Source organism: Methanomassiliicoccales archaeon (assembly GCA_013415695.1).
GTDB lineage: Archaea > Thermoplasmatota > Thermoplasmata > Methanomassiliicoccales > JAAEEP01 > JAAEEP01.
In genome coordinates, this window is record JAAEEP010000002.1 from 106,298 (window position 1) to 123,500 (window position 17,203).

At 50.7% G+C, this 17,203-nt stretch carries 19 protein-coding genes; 3 read left to right on the forward strand and 16 right to left on the reverse strand.

Features of this window, described 5'->3' with window-relative positions; genetic code table 11:
- The 11 genes from GKC03_01600 to GKC03_01650 form a co-directional block, all read right to left on the reverse strand.
- Positions 1–957, reverse strand: a complete 957-nt coding sequence (locus GKC03_01600) for a diaminopimelate epimerase (protein ID NYT11229.1) — start codon at positions 955–957, stop codon at positions 1–3.
- On the reverse strand, positions 849–2,108 hold the full coding sequence (gene lysA, locus GKC03_01605) for a diaminopimelate decarboxylase (protein NYT11230.1): 1,260 nt from the start codon (positions 2,106–2,108) through the stop codon (positions 849–851). Before lysA ends, GKC03_01600 begins: the two co-directional genes overlap by 109 nt.
- Positions 2,109–2,110: 2 nt before the next feature.
- Positions 2,111–3,466, reverse strand: coding sequence for an aspartate kinase (locus tag GKC03_01610; protein NYT11231.1), 1,356 nt, complete (start codon positions 3,464–3,466; stop codon positions 2,111–2,113).
- A complete protein-coding gene (locus tag GKC03_01615; protein NYT11232.1) occupies positions 3,463–4,242 on the reverse strand; it encodes a 4-hydroxy-tetrahydrodipicolinate reductase in 780 nt (259 codons plus the stop codon). Before GKC03_01615 ends, GKC03_01610 begins: the two co-directional genes overlap by 4 nt.
- Positions 4,243–4,254: 12 nt before the next feature.
- A complete protein-coding gene (locus GKC03_01620) occupies positions 4,255–5,127 on the reverse strand; it encodes a 4-hydroxy-tetrahydrodipicolinate synthase (protein ID NYT11233.1) in 873 nt (290 codons plus the stop codon).
- Positions 5,128–5,550: an Lrp/AsnC family transcriptional regulator gene (locus GKC03_01625; GenBank protein NYT11234.1), complete on the reverse strand. Its 423-nt coding sequence runs from the start codon at positions 5,548–5,550 to the stop codon at positions 5,128–5,130.
- Between the two features lie 139 nt (positions 5,551–5,689).
- Positions 5,690–6,121 (reverse strand): hypothetical protein, encoded by a 432-nt coding sequence (locus GKC03_01630; GenBank protein NYT11235.1) that lies wholly within the window; start codon positions 6,119–6,121, stop codon positions 5,690–5,692.
- Between the two features lie 9 nt (positions 6,122–6,130).
- Positions 6,131–6,772 (reverse strand): orotate phosphoribosyltransferase-like protein, encoded by a 642-nt coding sequence (locus GKC03_01635; protein NYT11236.1) that lies wholly within the window; start codon positions 6,770–6,772, stop codon positions 6,131–6,133.
- Between the two features lie 70 nt (positions 6,773–6,842).
- On the reverse strand, positions 6,843–7,751 hold the full coding sequence (locus tag GKC03_01640) for a 2-dehydropantoate 2-reductase (protein ID NYT11237.1): 909 nt from the start codon (positions 7,749–7,751) through the stop codon (positions 6,843–6,845).
- Between the two features lie 7 nt (positions 7,752–7,758).
- Positions 7,759–8,730, reverse strand: a complete 972-nt coding sequence (locus GKC03_01645; GenBank protein ID NYT11238.1) for a methylated-DNA--[protein]-cysteine S-methyltransferase — start codon at positions 8,728–8,730, stop codon at positions 7,759–7,761.
- On the reverse strand, positions 8,705–9,451 hold the full coding sequence (locus GKC03_01650) for a hypothetical protein (protein ID NYT11239.1): 747 nt from the start codon (positions 9,449–9,451) through the stop codon (positions 8,705–8,707). Before GKC03_01650 ends, GKC03_01645 begins: the two co-directional genes overlap by 26 nt.
- 410 nt (positions 9,452–9,861) lie before the next feature.
- On the opposite strand from GKC03_01650, the gene GKC03_01655 reads away from it, so the two are divergent.
- Positions 9,862–10,368 carry a two pore domain potassium channel family protein gene (locus GKC03_01655; GenBank protein ID NYT11240.1) on the forward strand — a complete coding sequence of 169 codons (507 nt, stop codon included), beginning with the start codon at positions 9,862–9,864 and terminating at the stop codon, positions 10,366–10,368.
- 53 nt (positions 10,369–10,421) lie between these two features.
- Here the strand turns inward: GKC03_01655 and GKC03_01660 are convergent, their stop codons facing one another.
- The 3 genes from GKC03_01660 to GKC03_01670 all read right to left on the reverse strand — a co-directional run bounded on the left by GKC03_01660 (position 10,422) and on the right by GKC03_01670 (position 12,865).
- Positions 10,422–11,906, reverse strand: a complete 1,485-nt coding sequence (locus tag GKC03_01660; protein NYT11241.1) for an MFS transporter — start codon at positions 11,904–11,906, stop codon at positions 10,422–10,424.
- 138 nt (positions 11,907–12,044) lie between these two features.
- Complete coding sequence (locus GKC03_01665) at positions 12,045–12,368, reverse strand: cupin domain-containing protein (protein NYT11242.1); 324 nt, start codon at positions 12,366–12,368, stop codon at positions 12,045–12,047.
- Positions 12,365–12,865: a nitroreductase gene (locus tag GKC03_01670; protein ID NYT11243.1), complete on the reverse strand. Its 501-nt coding sequence runs from the start codon at positions 12,863–12,865 to the stop codon at positions 12,365–12,367. Before GKC03_01670 ends, GKC03_01665 begins: the two co-directional genes overlap by 4 nt.
- Before the next feature lie 91 nt (positions 12,866–12,956).
- Between GKC03_01670 and GKC03_01675 the strand changes: the two genes are divergently transcribed.
- Positions 12,957–13,991, forward strand: coding sequence for a radical SAM protein (locus GKC03_01675; protein NYT11244.1), 1,035 nt, complete (start codon positions 12,957–12,959; stop codon positions 13,989–13,991).
- Here GKC03_01675 and GKC03_01680 read toward each other — a convergent pair.
- A complete protein-coding gene (locus tag GKC03_01680) occupies positions 13,988–15,511 on the reverse strand; it encodes a mechanosensitive ion channel (protein ID NYT11245.1) in 1,524 nt (507 codons plus the stop codon). The two genes, GKC03_01675 and GKC03_01680, sit on opposite strands and share 4 nt — an antisense overlap.
- Positions 15,512–15,641: 130 nt before the next feature.
- On the opposite strand from GKC03_01680, the gene GKC03_01685 reads away from it, so the two are divergent.
- Positions 15,642–16,529, forward strand: a complete 888-nt coding sequence (locus tag GKC03_01685) for a hypothetical protein (GenBank protein NYT11246.1) — start codon at positions 15,642–15,644, stop codon at positions 16,527–16,529.
- On the opposite strand, the gene GKC03_01690 is transcribed toward GKC03_01685, so the two are convergent.
- The gene (locus GKC03_01690; GenBank protein NYT11247.1) at positions 16,514–17,170 is read right to left on the reverse strand and encodes a hypothetical protein; all 657 of its coding nucleotides are present in this window, start codon (positions 17,168–17,170) and stop codon (positions 16,514–16,516) included. The genes GKC03_01685 and GKC03_01690 overlap by 16 nt on opposite strands.
- Positions 17,171–17,203 lie beyond the last annotated feature (33 nt).

The window sequence follows — 17,203 nt, forward strand, 5'->3', positions numbered from 1 at the left end:
TTACCAGTCCTCGATCTCTCCTTTGAAGACCCGGTAGGCTGGCCCTCTCATATAAGCTGCTGAGAGATCTTTTGGTAGCCGGACCCAAAGTTCGCCCCCAGTGAGCCTGATCCGGTTCTCTATGTCATAAGGCAATCTGCCGGTCAGCACAGCCGCCACAACGGTGGCGCATGCCCCGGTACCGCAGGCGAGCGTCCAGCCAACTCCGCGCTCGAAGACTCTGGCTTTCAAACCATCATCGTCAAAGGACGCGAATTCAACGTTGGTTCTCCGAGGAAATAAGCCATGTCTTTCCATTCGCGGTCCCAGCTTGTCTATCTCCTCATCTTTGAAAGGTTCGAAGGTGATGAAGTGTGGATTGCCCATCGAAACAGCAGTCCCCTTTATGGCCCTTCCATCGACTAGGATGTTCGATTCGATGAACCTTCCTTTCTCGTCGGTGGGGAGGTCCCTGCAATCCATGGGTATCTCCTTGCACTTCAGTCTAGGAGGTCCCATGTTGACAGTCACCTCATTTGCCTCCCCGCTCTCGATCTTCAGGTCCAGGGTCATGATACCCGCGAGGGTTTCAACCGTGATCCTTTCCTTCTTCTCCTTGTAGTCGAAATAATGCTTGGCAAGACATCTGATTCCGTTGCCGCACATCTCGGCCTCGCTGCCATCAGAGTTCATAATCTGCATGCGGCAATCTGCTTTGTCACTCTGCTGGAGATAGAGGATGCCATCCGCACCTATTCCAAAATGGCGGTCGCATAGCCTGGTGACGAATTTCTCGTCCTTTGGAGAACTATCATCCCAGTCCTCCAGTAGAATGAAATCGTTGCCCAAACCTTGATATTTCCAGAATTTCACAGCATCAACCTCGAAGGAATCCTTTGATGTTTCAAAATGTCGTCCAAACTCTCCGCCTCCCTGATGAGGCTTGCGTGCTCCCCCTCGACCAGAACCTCCCTGCATCTGGGGCGGGAGTTGTACTGGGAGCTCATCACGAAGCCGTATGCTCCAACATCATAAATCGCGATCAGATCACCTTCCTCCGCTTTTGGAAGAAGGCGATCCTTGGCTAGGTAATCACCCGTCTCGCATATCGGACCTACAATATCGTAGTTGATCTCCCCAGGGAGTGAGAACTTATTTGCGATCGCAGCGTGGTGATATGAACCGTAGAATGCAGGCCTAATGAGAGTGTTGAATCCGGCATCCACTCCCAGGAAGTTCTTCTCCCCGGTATATTTGATGTCGTTCACTCTCGTGAGAAGCACGGTGGAGTCTGCCACGATGAATCTGCCTGGCTCCAGTGCGAATGTGGGAATGGAGGAGTTTTCCTTCACAATGGATGTCATCTCCTCCGCGAGGGAATCAAGATCCAGTTTCCTTTCCTCTGGACGGTATGGGATGCCAATTCCGCCCCCAATATCCAGGAACTCGAGTGATATACCTAGCTCCTCCTCGATCTCGTTGGCGAACGCTACCAGTACATGGGTGACATCTAAGAATGGCTGGGTGTCGAGACCACCTGATCCAGTGTGGGCGTGAATTCCCACGGGTTTCAAGCCTAACTCTCTGGCTTCCCTGTATGCCGTAATGACCTGGTCCTTGGGTATCCCGAATTTCGTTCCCTTGGCCCCGGTGACCACCTTCTCGTGATGACCAGAACCAACTGCCGGGTTTATCCTCAAGGACACTGGGATATCCGTCACTAGCCTGGCCAGCCTTCTCATCTCCGAGATTGAGTCGATGTTGATGAGAATCTCCCTGGCAACCAGGGCTTTCAGATCCTTATTGGGAACCGATACTCCTGTGAAGAGAATTCGATTGGGAGAGAACCCCGCCCGGATACTAATGTCAACCTCTCCCATTGACACGGCATCGATGAAGCTGCCCTCCTGCTCAAGTACTCTGAGAATCGCGAGATTGGAGTTGGCCTTGCAGGCATAGTGGATGCGAGTTGGCATGTGCCTATTGAAAGCCTCATTTATCGTCCTGAAATTCTCCCTCACGGCATTTTCTTCCGTGACGTAGAGTGGTGTGCCAAATCGCTCCGCGACCTCCACTGCGGACAGTTTTCCTATCATCATATTATTGTCAACACTCTCAAAGTTGCGCATGATCAATCACCGATAAACATGCTGTGGAGCTTTCTTATTACCGATGGAGCGGCGTAGCTCGGTACCACGAAGTTCAGGGCGACATCTGAAGCACCTTCCGAGATCATCTCCAAATTTGCCCCTGCGTGCTCCACTGCATCGAATATTCTGGCCGCGACACCTGGGATATCTATCATGTTATCTCCGACGGCACAAACCAGGCATACATTGTCCTTCACTTTGATCCTCTCAATCTGACTCTCCTCCAGTGCGTTGAGGCTTGCCAGTGCCTCTCCCACCGCTGAGGAATGGATGACCACCGCAAGGGTGGAAAGTGATGTGGATATGGCGTAGGTGTTAACGCCGCTCCCAGAGATCGAACTTATGATCTTGCAGACCAGCTGCGGATCGTAGACGATCTCCGATGAGTATATCTTGACTATGGACAGGTTGGGTTTTAAAGCCACGCTTCTCAAGAGACCCTTACCGGGTCCCCTAAGGCGGTGGATGGTCGTACCCTTCCCTCTTGAGTTGAATGTGTTCCTCACTTTGATCTCTATGCTCTTTTGCCTGGCTGGCTCCATTGTGCGGGCGTGGAGCACCTTCGCCCCGAAGTATGCGAGCTCGGCCGCTTCGGTGTAGTTCATCTCCTCAATAGTCTCCGCATCCTCCACAAGCCTGGGATCGGCCGTCATGAAACCATCGACATCGGTCCAGATCTCTAAGCAGTCGGCATCCAATCCGTAGGCAACTACGGCAGCGGAGTAGTCAGACCCACCTCTTCCCAGGGTCAGTGGCCTGCCCTTATCATCGATACCATAGAATCCAGTCAGGACGACGGTCTTTCCCTCCTCAATGAGGGGAAGGATGCTCCTCTTCAGATTGGGGCTTGTGGCCTCTAGATCGCAAGCCCCCATACCTGGAGGGCCCTTGGCGACAATGCCCGCTACCTCCGATGTCAGACGAACTGCATCGACTCCGGCGCTCCTCAGGACATACAATAAGGACAATGAAGAGAGGCGCTCACCCCAACTTGATATGGCATCGGCCAGCACGGCCGATGGTCTGAAACTATAGTGCTTCATAAGTTCGGCCAGCTTCTCCAGCCGCTTCCTGACATCTTGTATGTAGGCTTCACCGAGTTCATTAGAAAGCAGAGGTTCCATGATCTCCATGTGCCTGTTGCAGAGCGTGTCCAAGATGTCCCCTATTGGAGGCTGCTGGCAGTCTATCCATGAGATGAGGAGATTGGTCACTTTAGACATGGCCGAAACAACGATAACCTTCTTGCTTGGCTCGTTGTTGACGATTGAAACCACATTGGAAAGGGCCTCCACCGATCCCATGCTGGTCCCGCCAAACTTCATCACCTTGATCATAGCCCGAGCACCTCGCCCATTCCATGGACTACGCCATCCTTTCTTCCCGAAACCCATTCTATTGCAGTTATGCATCCTTCGGCGAATGCCTCCCTTGAATGCGCTCGATGGGTCAACTCAATTCGCTCCTTCTTGCCAGCGAAAATCACGGTGTGTTCCCCTACAATATCTCCAGCCCTCACCGCGTGAATTCCAATTTCCCTCTTCCTAGCACCAACATCGCCCTGCCTTCCGTGTACAACATCATCGATTCCTACCGTGCTGGCGATTATCTCAGCTGCCCTGATCGCTGTGCCAGATGGTGCGTCCTTCTTCTTGTTGTGATGGACCTCGATGATCTCAACATCGTAATCCTTCAGGACACTTGCAAGATTCTCGCAGGTCTTCCAGAAAACATTGACCCCCACCGAGAAGTTGGGGGAGACAACTGCCGAAAGGCCGTTCTCCTTCACGCCCATTGCAAATTCTTCCATGACCTCTAGTGATATGCTGGTGGTGCCAATCACGGAGTTCACCCCAGTGCTGGGGATCCGAGGAAGGTTCTGGTTTGCCGCCGAGGGCGATGTCAGATCCACATACACATCAATTCCATGAAGCGCAGATTCCAGATCAGCAGGGCTGATTGTTGTTACTCCCGGAAATAACTCGTTACCGAGGTCAGGGTTCTCAGGAGAAACTATTGCCGCAACCAGTTCCATTCCTGGATGCGACTGGATAAGACTGGAGACCATGCTTCCCAGCTTACCGCTGGCTCCTGCAACAGCGACACGAATCATATTTAATCCGCCTCAGATTAGTTCAAGGTCCGTCAGAGTACCCTTCAGGATCTCGAGATTCTTGTCCTCCATGTCGCACATGGGTGACCGGAAACTTCCCGAGGGTTTACCCATCAGGCGAAGACTTGTCTTCACCGGTATAGGGTTCGTCTCCAAGAACAGGTGTTTGAATAATCTCAAGAGCCTGTAATTTAGATTCCGGGAACCTTCGAGATCACCTTCGAGCAACCTGTGGACCATGGAACTCACCTTATCAGGTACAATATTTGATGCCACTGATATCACTCCCTTGGCTCCCGAAGCCATCATGGGGAATGTCATGCTATCATCGCCAGAAAGCACCGAGAAGCTATCCCGAGCACCTTCGATTATCTCCATCACCTGTACTATGTTCCCGCTAGCCTCCTTGATCCCCACGACTCCCGGGATCTCGCTGAGTTCCAGGGTGGTTGAGGCCGGGAGGTTCACTCCAGTACGGCTCGGCACATTGTACAATATGATAGGCACATCAACCGCCTCTGCGATGGTCGAGAAATGCTGGACCATTCCCTTTCGCGTCGGCTTGTTATAGTAAGGAGAGATGGATAGCAGGTAATTGGCACCAAGGTCCTCAGCCGCCCGGCTGAGCTCCACTGCTTCATATGTAGAGTTGCTTCCGGTGCCAGCGATGACCTTCGCTTTCTTGACCTGATCTATTACTATCTCGATGACCTTAACATGCTCCTCAAAGTTGAGGGTGGCGGACTCACCAGTTGTACCGCAAGGCACTATGGCATCAACTCCTCCAGCCTCTTGGAAGTCAACAAGCTCCCTAAGGCCAGCCTCGTCGATCTGCCCGTCTTTTGTGAATGGTGTGATGATGGCGGTCCCGCACCCTTTGAACAATTAATCTCCTCCGAAATGCTCCTTGAGTATCAACCTCGTCCTGGTGGACTGGACATTATCGAATTTACGTACTCTCTCGATAATCTCGTTCAATTGGGGGGATGAGGCAACGTCGATTATAGCCACAATGTCCTCCTCGCCCGTGACCTCGAAAACCTCGGAAACGCCATCGAACTTAGCAATCTCCGATGCCACCTCGGCCGTGTTTACGTTGACGTCGATCTTGATCTCGATGATAGCCTTGACATTCTTGCTGCTGGTTTTAATGGTGAAGCTTTGAATGATCTCTTCATCAACCAGCTTCCTAACCCTGCTCCTGATCGTCCCCTCGGAAACCTTCAGTTGGTTAGCGATATCAACAAATGGCCGCCTCGAGTCCTTCTTCAGGATCTCAATGATTTTTTCGTCTAGATGATCCATCATGTAATCGCCTCGTACTTATCATCCAGGTGTCTTCCCAGTATTCGTACGATTTTCGTAGATATCAAAGAATTCCTATATATAAATTCCGAAAAAAAGTGGGGATTTCTGGTTATACAATAATATAGACAATTATCGATAATTACTTCAGAGAACGGACGAAATCCAGCCAGCGTCTCTCGTCATCAACTTTGCACAGGAGTGCCTGGAGCTTGACATCGGAACCGGGTCCTCCTCTCTTCTTGAGCTCGTCGATGGCCCTCATCAATCCCAGCGTGTGGTCCAGGATTTTTTCTGCCTCTCCTATGGTCAGGTCAGCATGCTTGATCTGACATTCCATATCGTCGACTTTATGCTGAAGATGCCTGGCCAGGGAGTAGGCTCCCTCCATCTCCTGAAGGGAGGGGTTTTCGTCGGCGATATATCTGAATACGATGTCCCTGAGATCCACCATCTCCCCTTCCACGTCCTCCTTTTCCGGTATTTGTCTTCCTACCCAGAATAGGGCAGAGTGGATTTTGGACAGGAGCTTCCTCCTGTCCGATTCGGTCAGGCTGGCATCATCAGCGTTCATCAGCCTTACTCAGCCATACGGGAACGAATGAAGTGGACCTCCGCCCAGTATGGTGCCTCCCATTGACCTAGCCCTGACGATACCGCGCAGAGGAACGCCATTGATATCGTTTCGGCTGCTCTTGTTGACGATCACCACCACCAGGACGGGGTCACCACCGGCTTCCTTTATGTCCTTGATTGTCTCTTCGACCGTTCCACCGGTCGAAAGCACGTCGTCCACGATAACAACCTTTTTTCCCTCGACGCTGGCATAGTTGGAGCTGAAGGCTCCCCCTTTCTTGCCTCTCTCAGCAGGGGGTCGGTAGACCACCAACTCGGTCTCGAGCATCTCGGAGATTATAGTAGCAAAGCTCACGCCGTTGATAGCGATGCCCAAGACCGAATCGATCTCCAGGTTTCGCTTTTCCAACTCCTCAACGATGATATCAGCCATGATCTCGCTCATCATGCCGATCCTCGTCCCATAGACGCCAATGCTACGCCATCCGATCTTCACGTCCGAGGGTGGGCAGGCGCCGGCGGCGCCCTCCTCCACCAAGAACCCGACCGTATCGACGCTGACATGAAGCTCGTCAGCGATCTCGCGATCGCTCAGGCCCTTTTCCTTATACTCCATGGCTTTCGCGGCCAGTTTCTTGACATCGACCATGGTATCCCGGATGCAAAATCATGTACTGGCGATATTAACCTTTCTAAAGATTGCCGAGCGGTCTTCATCATTACCGATCGAGGAGAACTGGGCCGTTGGCGGAGTATCTCACTAGTTCCCATAGTGTCCTGTTCACGGGTGTGGGTACTCCCATATCCTCGCCTTTTCTCACGATTGAACCATTTATTTCGTCTATCTCGGTACGCCTCCCCCTTTCGATATCCTGGAGCATGCTGGACCTATTTCCACTTGTCATATCCACGACCTCCATCACCCGTCCGAAAGGGTCGTCCCATGGAAGCTCGACTCCAGCCCTCTGGGAGACTTCGACAGCCTCATTACAGGCGCTTCTAGCAATCTGCAAGAGTCCCGAGTCTCTCAGACATCCGTTCTCCCTCCTGACCAAGGCCGTGATTGGATTGATGCACGCATTGACGATCGCCTTCATCCATATCTCTGGCCCTATGATGGAAGACACCCTGCACTCGATCTCCGCAATCCTGAAAGCCTGAGCCACCTTCTCGGCATCCTCAATTTCTCCAGCGATGGAACCGAAGACCACATCACCCCTTCCGGCAAACCTGACCTCTCCAGGGCTAATAAGTGTCGCTCCCCATGAGGTGAGGCCCGAGACAGCCCGTTGGATCTTCTTCGCAATGAGAAAATGATTGTCGATTCCGTTCTGGAGCGATACCACGATGGTGTCTTTCTTCTTCACAGAATCGACAATAGGGAGCACTCCCATGGTGTCGAAGGCCTTGACCATCAGGATGATCATGTCGGGTGTGTCGATCTCTTCGAGGTTCTCTACCACTTCTGGCCAGCATATCATGCCCTCCAGGCCAACAACCCTTAATCCTCTCTCTTTGATGCTCTTTACCTGCTTGTTCCGTGCTATAAGTGTGACATCATGAGCTTGGGAAAGATGGGCACCCATGAGCGATCCCATCGCCCCCGCACCCAGAATTGCTATCCTCATATCAGCTTCACTCCCAATCGACCCGAGCTTGATTGGCTAGAGCATGTGCTTTCCTCAAAGGTTCGGGTACCCTGTACTTCATGAAACGCCTACAAACTGATTCGCATATGGGAAGTGATGTTCTGTGTCCCACAGAGGCATATACCCCCTTGCCACCGTTCTTCTTCAACATCACTCCAGCCAGCTCCCCGTTCAAATAGACCGGTGCCGAATCCCCTCCTGAGTCATCCACTTTTCCGCAGAGGAGGCTCTTCGCCACCCCAATCGTGGGCACGTCCATGAATACCCCTAGGTGGCAGGCTATTCCAAATCTCCTGGGGTGAAGGGAGCCCTGTCCGTCCACGAGATACAATGTGTTCTCACTATCATCGATCAAATCTGCAAGCAAGGGAAGTTCTCTATATGAAAGATACCCAGGAATATATGGAAACTTGACTTCTTTGCTTACAACCCTCTCCTCGATGAGATCACCACTCTCCAGATCGAACGATGCCGCTGCCGAGAATCCCATGTTCTCCCGGTAGGCGACATCAAGACCAACCACCCTCTCAACCTCGAGGAGATTCTGATCCATCACTCTCTCACTGAGTTGTCGCTGTTCCTCCATCATCTCGGAAAGTACTGGTTCTATCTGAAAATCATGGAAGCGTCGTCTTTCGAAGTCGTGAACCACCCCGTGATCGATCATTATACCTTCCGAATCTAGTAGCTCAGTTTTTCTGTCGTTGCCCTTTCCCATTCCGCCATACCATCCCACACGACCGTTGGAGTATACTACCCTGTGACAGGGAATGATTATCGGCCTCTCGTTTGCTGCCATTATCATTCCCACCACTCTTGATGCCCTCACGTCCCCGAGAGCCCGGGCTATATCCCCATATGTCGAGACCATTCCTCGAGGTATCTGAGCTGCGGCATGACACACAATGCTTGTCAGATCAGGTATCCTCATCTCAGATTCTGGTGATATGAATCCCATAACTATCCCTTTCTAGATCCAATATGGTTACGCGTTCGACTGCTGGAAGAGCCACATTAATCACGAGCACCTTCCTCCTTCGCTTACCGAAATCCTCAAGGCTCGTTTGTGTTTCGAAGATCTCCACCCCTTTTCTACCCTTGTGCACGTGCCCATGGATCACAATGTCTGGCTTTCTTTGCTTGATGATTTCCTCGAACATTTTTGACCCCATCTCAGGAAAGCGGCTCTCATTCTCACCATCCATGGTGAGGTATGTGGGTGAGTAATGCATGAGAAGTACGAGTATATCTTCCCTGCCCCTAATCAGGAGATCCGAGATCCTCTGTATCCTCTCCTTGTACAATTGCCAGATGCCCTGAATATTGTTTCTCTGCCACCACGTTGGTCGATCCAAGGCGCCCTGGGTTCCGACAATCCTCACCCTCAACCCATCAATGTCTAGGACAAGGGATTCATCGTCCAGGAACTTTATTGGGAATCTGCTCCTGTATTCCTCATGACTCTGGGAGTACTCTTCGTTGCCGAATACTGATATTATGGGAGCATCGGTGCTGTTCTTCAGGATCTCTGTCGTCAAGGAGAAAGACTCCAAATCGTTCCTGTCTGTCAGGTCTCCTGCCAGGAGCAAGAGATCCATCTTCGCGAGATCCCTCAAGGAAGGAAGTAGGAACTCCATGTATCGATCTCCGTGGAGGTCCCCGAAGGCAGCAATCTGCATGCAACTCAATCTGTTTCAACCATAGAAATGACTGTTGGTTGCAGAGAAATATCTGGTATGGGCTTCAAAACACTCTCAAATGATCTTTTTCTCGTGTCTTCTTTCAGAAATCGAAAGTAACGAAATCGCCGGATAATGACTCAGAAATGGAGCGATTTCAGATATATATTATGATGTTGTTATTAATAACAGATTTTAAATAGAGCAATCACACATAAAAATCCATAGTGGATGGTCTAATTGAGAATATAAAGGGTCTACTAGATCGGATTTATGAGCGCCGCTTCACATACTTCTTAATCTTGCTTATCCTGACCCTATTCTCCTTGCCATTGGGTGTGATCGACCCCGAATTGAATCCGATTTTCATCCTGTTTCTATCACTATCAATAGTCTCAGGTGTATTTGCGATGAGCAGGGAACGGACCTTTATTTCAATCGCATTGCTCGTTGGGATACCGGCGATCCTAGCTAAGTGGATCACATATGCATTTCACTCCGACACGGGGGATATTTTTGGGTACGTCTTTTCAATCATCTTCTTTGGGTTCTTTGCAATTTTCCTTCTGATACAAGTACTCAAGTCAGATAGGATTACGGGCGATACCATTGCGGGCGCCATAAGCATCTATTTACTGATCGGCATCGCCTTCGCATTTTCCTACATATTAATGGAACAGCTCCAGCCCGGATCTTTCTATTTCAATGCTGAGATCAAACCCAATGGACTCAACCTTATGGATTATGTCTACTTCAGTTTCGTGACAATGACCACCATGGGATATGGGGACATCACGCCCGTTACCCCGACCTTACAGTCTGTCGCGTACTTCGAGGCGCTGATAGGGTCGATATACATCGTGGTGTTCATCGCCCGGCTCGTCAGCAGTTATGGGAAAGAACGTCAGAGGTTGTAATCCATCCAACGTCATCCAATCCGGATCATCATCGAATAATGTGCTGGCTGTCTTTACTCAGGTTGCAGAATGGCTTCAGCTGCCGGTCTTTCCCTGACCATTAGCACAATAGAGGCACTGATGAAAAGCAATATTCCAGTGACCACCACCGATAGTGTCCAGTCCCCCGTGATGTCCCGAAGGGTGCCAGCAACGACGGGTGATAGCACCGCACCTATCTCCGCCACGAGATTCCACATACCGAAAGCCTGACCCATCATCTCCTTTGGTGCTAGATCTGATGTCAAGGTCATATGGACCGTCTGCATAGCCGCAAATGGAATCCCTATGGAGAACATTGTGATTCCAAGAACGAAAACGTCATTACCCCCCGTCCATAGGTATACGGCCAGGAAAAGCACCAATCCACCAACCATGGCACAGAGAGCGATATAAGGCCATTTTCTACCACTCCCCCTTACGGCTGTATGATCACATACCTTCCCCCCTAAAGGATATCCGATAGCGTTGGCCACGCCAAAAAGACCGGCATAGATGGCTGCCCCTGACAGCCCAATGTCAGAAGCCTCCGAGACCACTAGAAGGCTCCAGAATCCGAAGAACCAGAGGGTGTACAGGATGGGGACGGCAGAAACATACATCAGGACCAGATTGCCGTCCTTCAGTACCGCTGCGGACTTCTGACCAAGCAGTCTGTAGATCACCGCCACCAATATCAATGCCACAAGCACCACGGCCAGCGCCTGTTCTATTGGGCCCCAGCCCTGCCAGAGGGTGAGCGTGAAGGTCGTCATTATGATCGCCATGAATATTCCGGTAAAGATGAGCAGTCTGGCGAGCGCTGGAAGGAATCTCTGTTTCCTCTCTCCCGGTGGCCTCACGAACCTCATGACCCCCATGGCTACCAGCACGGTGGGCAAGGAAAACAGGAGGAAAGGAACGAACCAAGCGATTTCATTTCCCCAGACCTCCGCTGCAAGATCAAGAATGTAGGGCGTGGCAATGGTGGCAATGGTCAGTCCAGCCGACAAGCCCACGAAGACAATGCCCATGCCAAGCCCTTTCTTCTCTTTGGGGGTGACCTCGCTAACCAATGCCCTGTCATTTGAGTAATAGGCTCCCTCACCGAGTCCTGTCAGAACCCGAGCGGCAACGAAAGCGTTCAAGGAACGGGTAAGGGCACTGATAAAGGTCGCCACACCCGCCCAAGCAGTGCTAATGACCACCAAGGTCTTCCGACCGAATTTATCGCCAAGGTAGCCGGCAGGGAATTGGGTAAGCATGTAACCCGCAAAGAACATGCTTCCAATGATGCCTCCAAGGGCATGGGGCATGGGAGCATCCACCATGAATGCCACATTGTTATCGATCATCCAGGCGACCACCGGACCGGTGATACTTCTATCGATGTACAAGAACATCCATGCAAGGAATAGCCAGACCCAGGCCGTATGGTATGGCTTCCAGCCTTTCCGAGCCTTTGATGTGGCAATCTCCGGATCTCTAGAATTATCAAGGCTCTTAGACTCGCCCGCCATCCTTTCATCTCCTTGCCATTTCCTGGATTGGCGGGCTGGAAAAGGTCAAACAATGCCCGGCTTGAAGATGTTGATTTTTATTATTAACTGTTGCCCTCGATACGGGATTGTCCGCTATTCAAAGTTGACGTTGATCGTTCATGGGAACTGAACCTCGACCATCACGAGGTCCCTGGAACAGCTATCGAAATAGTGCTCTTCGTTCTTGTCGAAGTACATGAAGTCCCCCTCATGGAACTCCCTGATCTCCTTTCCGTTATCGACCTTTCCACTGCCGGAGATGATGTACATCGCTTGTCTCATCGGGCGTCTGTGAATTCTCTTCGGCAGGTAAGTGGCCGGACCAGCAATTCTCAGTCCGAATACGATTTGCTCATCATTCAAGAAGTCGATGATCTTCACCTTACCTCTTTCAACTTTCACATCGATACTTCCCAGATCAGATGAGTTGACGATTCTCATTCCGTACCACCGTACTCCTCCCAGTGGAATAGATCTTCCATCTCCTTCCTGTGCCTTGGTTCTGGATCCTCGGCGGGATATCCAAGGGTGAGGCAGGCGGTGACAACCTTTCCTTCGGGGACCTTCAAGTATCTAGCCACAGCTTCACGGTCGAATGCTCCGATCCAACAGGTCCCAAGTCCCTTTTCCACCGCGGCGAGAGCGATGTGGTCGAATGCAATGGCCAGATCGACCCTCTGCCATTTCTGCTCCGGATTATCAACACCGACCAATAATACTGAGCAGTCTGCGATGAACTTCTGATCCTTGCACAAGGGTACCAGCTCTTTCTTCCTGGTCTCATCCCGGACCAAAATGATCTCCCAGGGCTGCCTGTTGGATCCTGATGGCGCCAGCCTGGCAACCTCGAGTAATTCCCTGAGATCCTTCTCAAGTATGGGCTTCTTGGTGTACTTCCTAATGCTCCTTCTTTTCTTGATTGCGTTCAGGACATTCAGTAAACCACCTCCTTTCCGCTTTCATCATATTATTACACCCCTGTCTAGAAATCGTTTTGGGAAAGGGTTAAGTCCAACTTGGGACGAATAGCTGGTGATGACCGATCCATTGGCAAGGTATTGGGGTATCCTCGAGGGAAGATCCAAGGCCTCCTATCTCTTGCTCCGCTCTCACGACGTGGAATTTGATACGACTCGCTCAACCGACGAACTCTGGGATATTCATCGTAAAGAGATGGATCGGTTTCGTCGAGGGGAGCATCCAGACTCTCACGCCACTAACCTATTGGATCTTAAAGAGGAGATCGCCAAGCGCATCATGCGCTCCTGCCAGTTCTGTGAGAGAAGGTGTCGTGTCGACAGAACCGAGGGGAAGAGAGGGCACTGCGGGGTACTCGAACCGCGGATATCAAGCGAGTTCATTCACCGCGGGGAGGAACCCCCTCTAGTACCTTCGTACACCATCTTCTTCGCGGGTTGCACCTTCGATTGCGTTTTCTGTCAAAACTACGACATCAGCACTGATCCTGACGCGGGGATATCCTTCGAACCAGAGGTTCTAGCCGATCGGATTGAGAGGCGGTTTGAACCAACCAGTATCGGAAGGTACTCGATCATCGAAAAGGCCAGAAATGTCAATTGGGTGGGAGGGGATCCTACCCCCAATCTCCCCTACGTCCTGACTGTGCTGAGGGAGTGCAGGGCCAACATTCCACAGGTATGGAACTCCAACATGTATCTCACCCCTGAGTCGATGGCGATTTTGGACGGCGTTATCGACCTGTATTTGACCGACTTCAAGTATGGAAATGATGAGTGCGCGGAGAGACTTTCCAACGCTGCCCGCTATTGGGAAGTCGCCACCAGAAACCATATCGAGGCTTATCGACAGGCCGATATCATCGTTCGGCATTTGGTCCTGCCCAATCATGTCGAATGCTGTTCCCACCCCATCCTTGAGTGGCTTGCGGACAACATGCCTAAAGCATTGGTGAATGTCATGGCCCAGTATCGTCCGGTCCACCGAGCAAAGGAGCATAGGGATATTTCACGTCATCTTCGAAACGATGAATACCTGGCGGCATTGAGTCGTGCAAGGGATCTAGACCTTCATCTGGTTATCTAGTTCCCGCCCTTATCGTTCTGTAACCAAACCGTTCTCTGCGGGAACGGTATATTGACATCATGCTCCCTGAACGCACGGTCAATGTTCTCCCTAACATTCGAGCCTACAAGCCATTGGTTGTTTAGGTCATCTACCCACAAGAACAGCTTGAATACCAGTGCGGAGTCCGCGAACTCGGTGAACCTGATCCAGGGATAATGTTCTGGGTCTTTGAGGACATGCGGCTCTGCCATGGCTGATTCCATGATCAGCTTCTTCACAAGTTCGATGTCAGAACCATAGGCCACACCCACTTCGACCTTGACCTTGTACCGGAGATCGGGTCTCACTATGTTGGTGATCTTGCGGCTTGCCATTTCGTTATTGGGGACGATGAAGTTCTCGGATTTGAATGTGTTATATAATGTCGTGGAACGCATCCCTATGCGCCTCACTTCGCAGACATCATCCTCATAGAGTATGAGGTCACCCACCTTGAACGGCCTGTCCAGGAGTATGGACATACCGCTGAAGAAGTTGGAAAGGGTGTCCTGTGCGGCGAATCCGATTATGATTCCCAGTACGCCGAATCCAGCAAGGAATACTGTAAGATCGTACCCGAAGTGATTGAATACGAGCATGACCCCTATGAACGGGATTATGATCATCCCTAGTTTCTCGAAGAGAGGTACCAAGGTATCATCCAGGTCCATCTCGGTCTTGTTTGAGTAAGCATGGGCGTATGATATCAGCACGTTATCATAGATCTTGTATGAAAGCCAGACGAGAAGAATGATGAAGCCTACTGCATAAATGTCCTCTATTGCTAGGAGTACGTTGGACGGTAGATTGAGTATCTTCAGCGACGACGTGAATCCATATAGTAGGATTATGAAGAAGACTGGGCCTCTTAGTATTTTGACGACACGGTCGTCAAGATCGGTTTCTGTTTTTCTAGAAATTCGGTGGACGATTGGATCCACGATCAGAATGATGAAGAATGCAATTCCAATCCAGCCCAATACCGTGATTATGAAAGCGCCGTATGTGGTGTCAAGGGGCGGAGGGAATGGATTGTCCCAGATGCCGAATATCTTGTTGTTTCCGGCCGTGGTCCCGTAGAGCGCCTTGACGGTTAGATCGAACTCCTTTGTGATGGTGATCTGGCTTTCAGGTGATTCCATGAGGGTTGCGTTGAAGAAGATGGTGAATTCGATCTCACTGCTGGACATCTCCCTGTGGGCGACCAAATAGACAATGAAAGTTGTTGAGTTGCTAGGCGTAATCGTTTGATATGCTGGTGAAATGCTGATCTCTAGATGTTCGATCGATGAAGGAGATAGTGAAGGTTTTACGATGATGACAGAGGTGTCGTTGTTGTACACCACCCATTCAAAAGATGTTCCCTCACTGGCGGTTATCTCCTTGTCATAGCTGTCCACCTCGAAGATGGTTATACTCTGAGCTGAGGCCATCGGTGCGACCACAGATACCAATATCAGTGCGAGCGGGATCGCCAGCAAGAGTGCCTTTGCCCTCATCTAGCAGCGGTCATCATCCCGAGACAATAAATAAGTAACCGTCTCCAAGCCCGCTTTTTCCTTTATTAATATTAACTCCATCGAATCCTAACAAAGCCTTTTTATTTCTGCAGGGGATAGCTGCCATCACATGGACTGGATGCCCATCCTAAAGATCGCCATCGCCTTCATCGTACTACTGCTCGCATCTTGGTCTGACTGGCGAACAAGGATGGCTTCCGATGGCTTCTGGATAATCATCGGTACCTTAGGTATGATCTTCCTTGCCTTCCAGATCTATCAAGATGGTGTATCCCCGCTGTACTACCTCTTCCTGTTCCCGTTGGGTGTATTCTTCTATGACATCTTCTGGGACAGGCCAGGTCTTTTTGAAAAGGATGGCGACGAGATTGCTCTAGGTCTCTATATATCCGCCTTCATAGTGCTCGGAGCCCTACTTGTGATATTCCAGACCGATGAATACTTCTGGAAAATGATATCCATTCCCATCGTCTTCCTCATCCTCATACTTCTTTATGTCTTCGATATATTGAAGGGTGGGGCAGATGCCAAGGCTTTGATATCCCTGGCATTACTATTCCCCTTCTACCCCGTGTTCCTCAATTTCCCTCTGATAACTATACCATCCGAGCTGGTTCAATATTTCTTCCCGTTTGCGATACTAATGCTCTTCAACGCGGCCTTGTTCCTTATGGTGTTCCCCATTTCCTTTGCGTTCTATAACGTGATCAAGGGCGATGCGAGGTTCCCGCTGATGTTCTTCGGTTATAGGATGAGCGTTGAGGATGCCAAGAAGAAGTTCGTCTGGACAATGGAAAGGGTGGACGATGATGGTGAGCGAAAGACCTTCCTCTTCCCCAAGGGAGATTACGAGCATGAAGAAGTCCTTGACGGGCTGGAAGCAGCGGGTGCAGATAAGATATGGGTAACGCCCAAGATACCCTTCCTGATACCGCTGACGATATCGCTCCTCTTCTCTGCATTCGTAGGGAACATCTTCTTCTACTTCTTTCCCTGAGCGAGACCGGTACTGCACTCCCATTCCAATGGACATTCCACGCATCTCGGATCGGGACGGCAGTACGTTTTTGCCAGCTGTATGAAAAGTGCGTACAATCTGCCAAGTTCGACCGGGTCATTGGAGAACCTGGACTCAACGTATTGCTGAACCTCGTCGTAATCGGTGGAGTCAAGAAGACCTGTTCTTTCCAGGATTCTGAGGACGTAGGCTGCGGCGACGAACTTGGATCTTTTTCCGGCGAAAAGAAGTATGGAATCCGCAGTCTCCTTCCCCACTCCTTTCAGGGATAGGAGCTCGGCCCTTGCGCTTTCGATCTCCTTGTTCAATAATAGTTCCGGCATTCCTTCGTACTCAAGTTGAATGTGAAGTGCCAATTCCCTAATCCTCTCGGCCTTCTGACGGTAGAACCCGCAAGGCCTGATTGATTTTTCCAACAAGTCAATATCGGCATATGCAAGCTTATCGGGCTCTAGCAAACCCCTTCTCCTCAGCTCGTTCAAGGACTTCTCCACACTGTCCCAGTTGGTCTGTTGGGTAAGGATGGCTCCCACCATCACCTCGAAGGCCGATTCGGAAGGCCACCAGTCTTCGACCTCGAAGCATTCTTGAAGTCTGTTGTAGAGGAGATCAAGGTCCATCAGAATCGCGAATGATCATTCCACGATAAAACG

Coding starts and splice junctions, on each gene's coding strand:
- GKC03_01600 (NYT11229.1), bottom strand. CDS start 957: ATGCAGGGAGGTTCTGGTCGAGGGGGAGCACGCAAGCCTCATCAGGGA.
- lysA (NYT11230.1), bottom strand. CDS start 2,108: ATGCGCAACTTTGAGAGTGTTGACAATAATATGATGATAGGAAAACTG.
- GKC03_01610 (NYT11231.1), bottom strand. CDS start 3,466: ATGATCAAGGTGATGAAGTTTGGCGGGACCAGCATGGGATCGGTGGAG.
- GKC03_01615 (NYT11232.1), bottom strand. CDS start 4,242: ATGATTCGTGTCGCTGTTGCAGGAGCCAGCGGTAAGCTGGGAAGCATG.
- GKC03_01625 (NYT11234.1), bottom strand. CDS start 5,550: ATGATGGATCATCTAGACGAAAAAATCATTGAGATCCTGAAGAAGGAC.
- GKC03_01630 (NYT11235.1), bottom strand. CDS start 6,121: ATGAACGCTGATGATGCCAGCCTGACCGAATCGGACAGGAGGAAGCTC.
- GKC03_01635 (NYT11236.1), bottom strand. CDS start 6,772: ATGGTCGATGTCAAGAAACTGGCCGCGAAAGCCATGGAGTATAAGGAA.
- GKC03_01640 (NYT11237.1), bottom strand. CDS start 7,751: ATGAGGATAGCAATTCTGGGTGCGGGGGCGATGGGATCGCTCATGGGT.
- GKC03_01645 (NYT11238.1), bottom strand. CDS start 8,730: ATGGGATTCATATCACCAGAATCTGAGATGAGGATACCTGATCTGACA.
- GKC03_01650 (NYT11239.1), bottom strand. CDS start 9,451: ATGCAGATTGCTGCCTTCGGGGACCTCCACGGAGATCGATACATGGAG.
- GKC03_01655 (NYT11240.1), top strand. CDS start 9,862: ATGAGCAGGGAACGGACCTTTATTTCAATCGCATTGCTCGTTGGGATA.
- GKC03_01660 (NYT11241.1), bottom strand. CDS start 11,906: ATGGCGGGCGAGTCTAAGAGCCTTGATAATTCTAGAGATCCGGAGATT.
- GKC03_01665 (NYT11242.1), bottom strand. CDS start 12,368: ATGAGAATCGTCAACTCATCTGATCTGGGAAGTATCGATGTGAAAGTT.
- GKC03_01680 (NYT11245.1), bottom strand. CDS start 15,511: ATGAGGGCAAAGGCACTCTTGCTGGCGATCCCGCTCGCACTGATATTG.
- GKC03_01685 (NYT11246.1), top strand. CDS start 15,642: ATGGACTGGATGCCCATCCTAAAGATCGCCATCGCCTTCATCGTACTA.
- GKC03_01690 (NYT11247.1), bottom strand. CDS start 17,170: ATGGACCTTGATCTCCTCTACAACAGACTTCAAGAATGCTTCGAGGTC.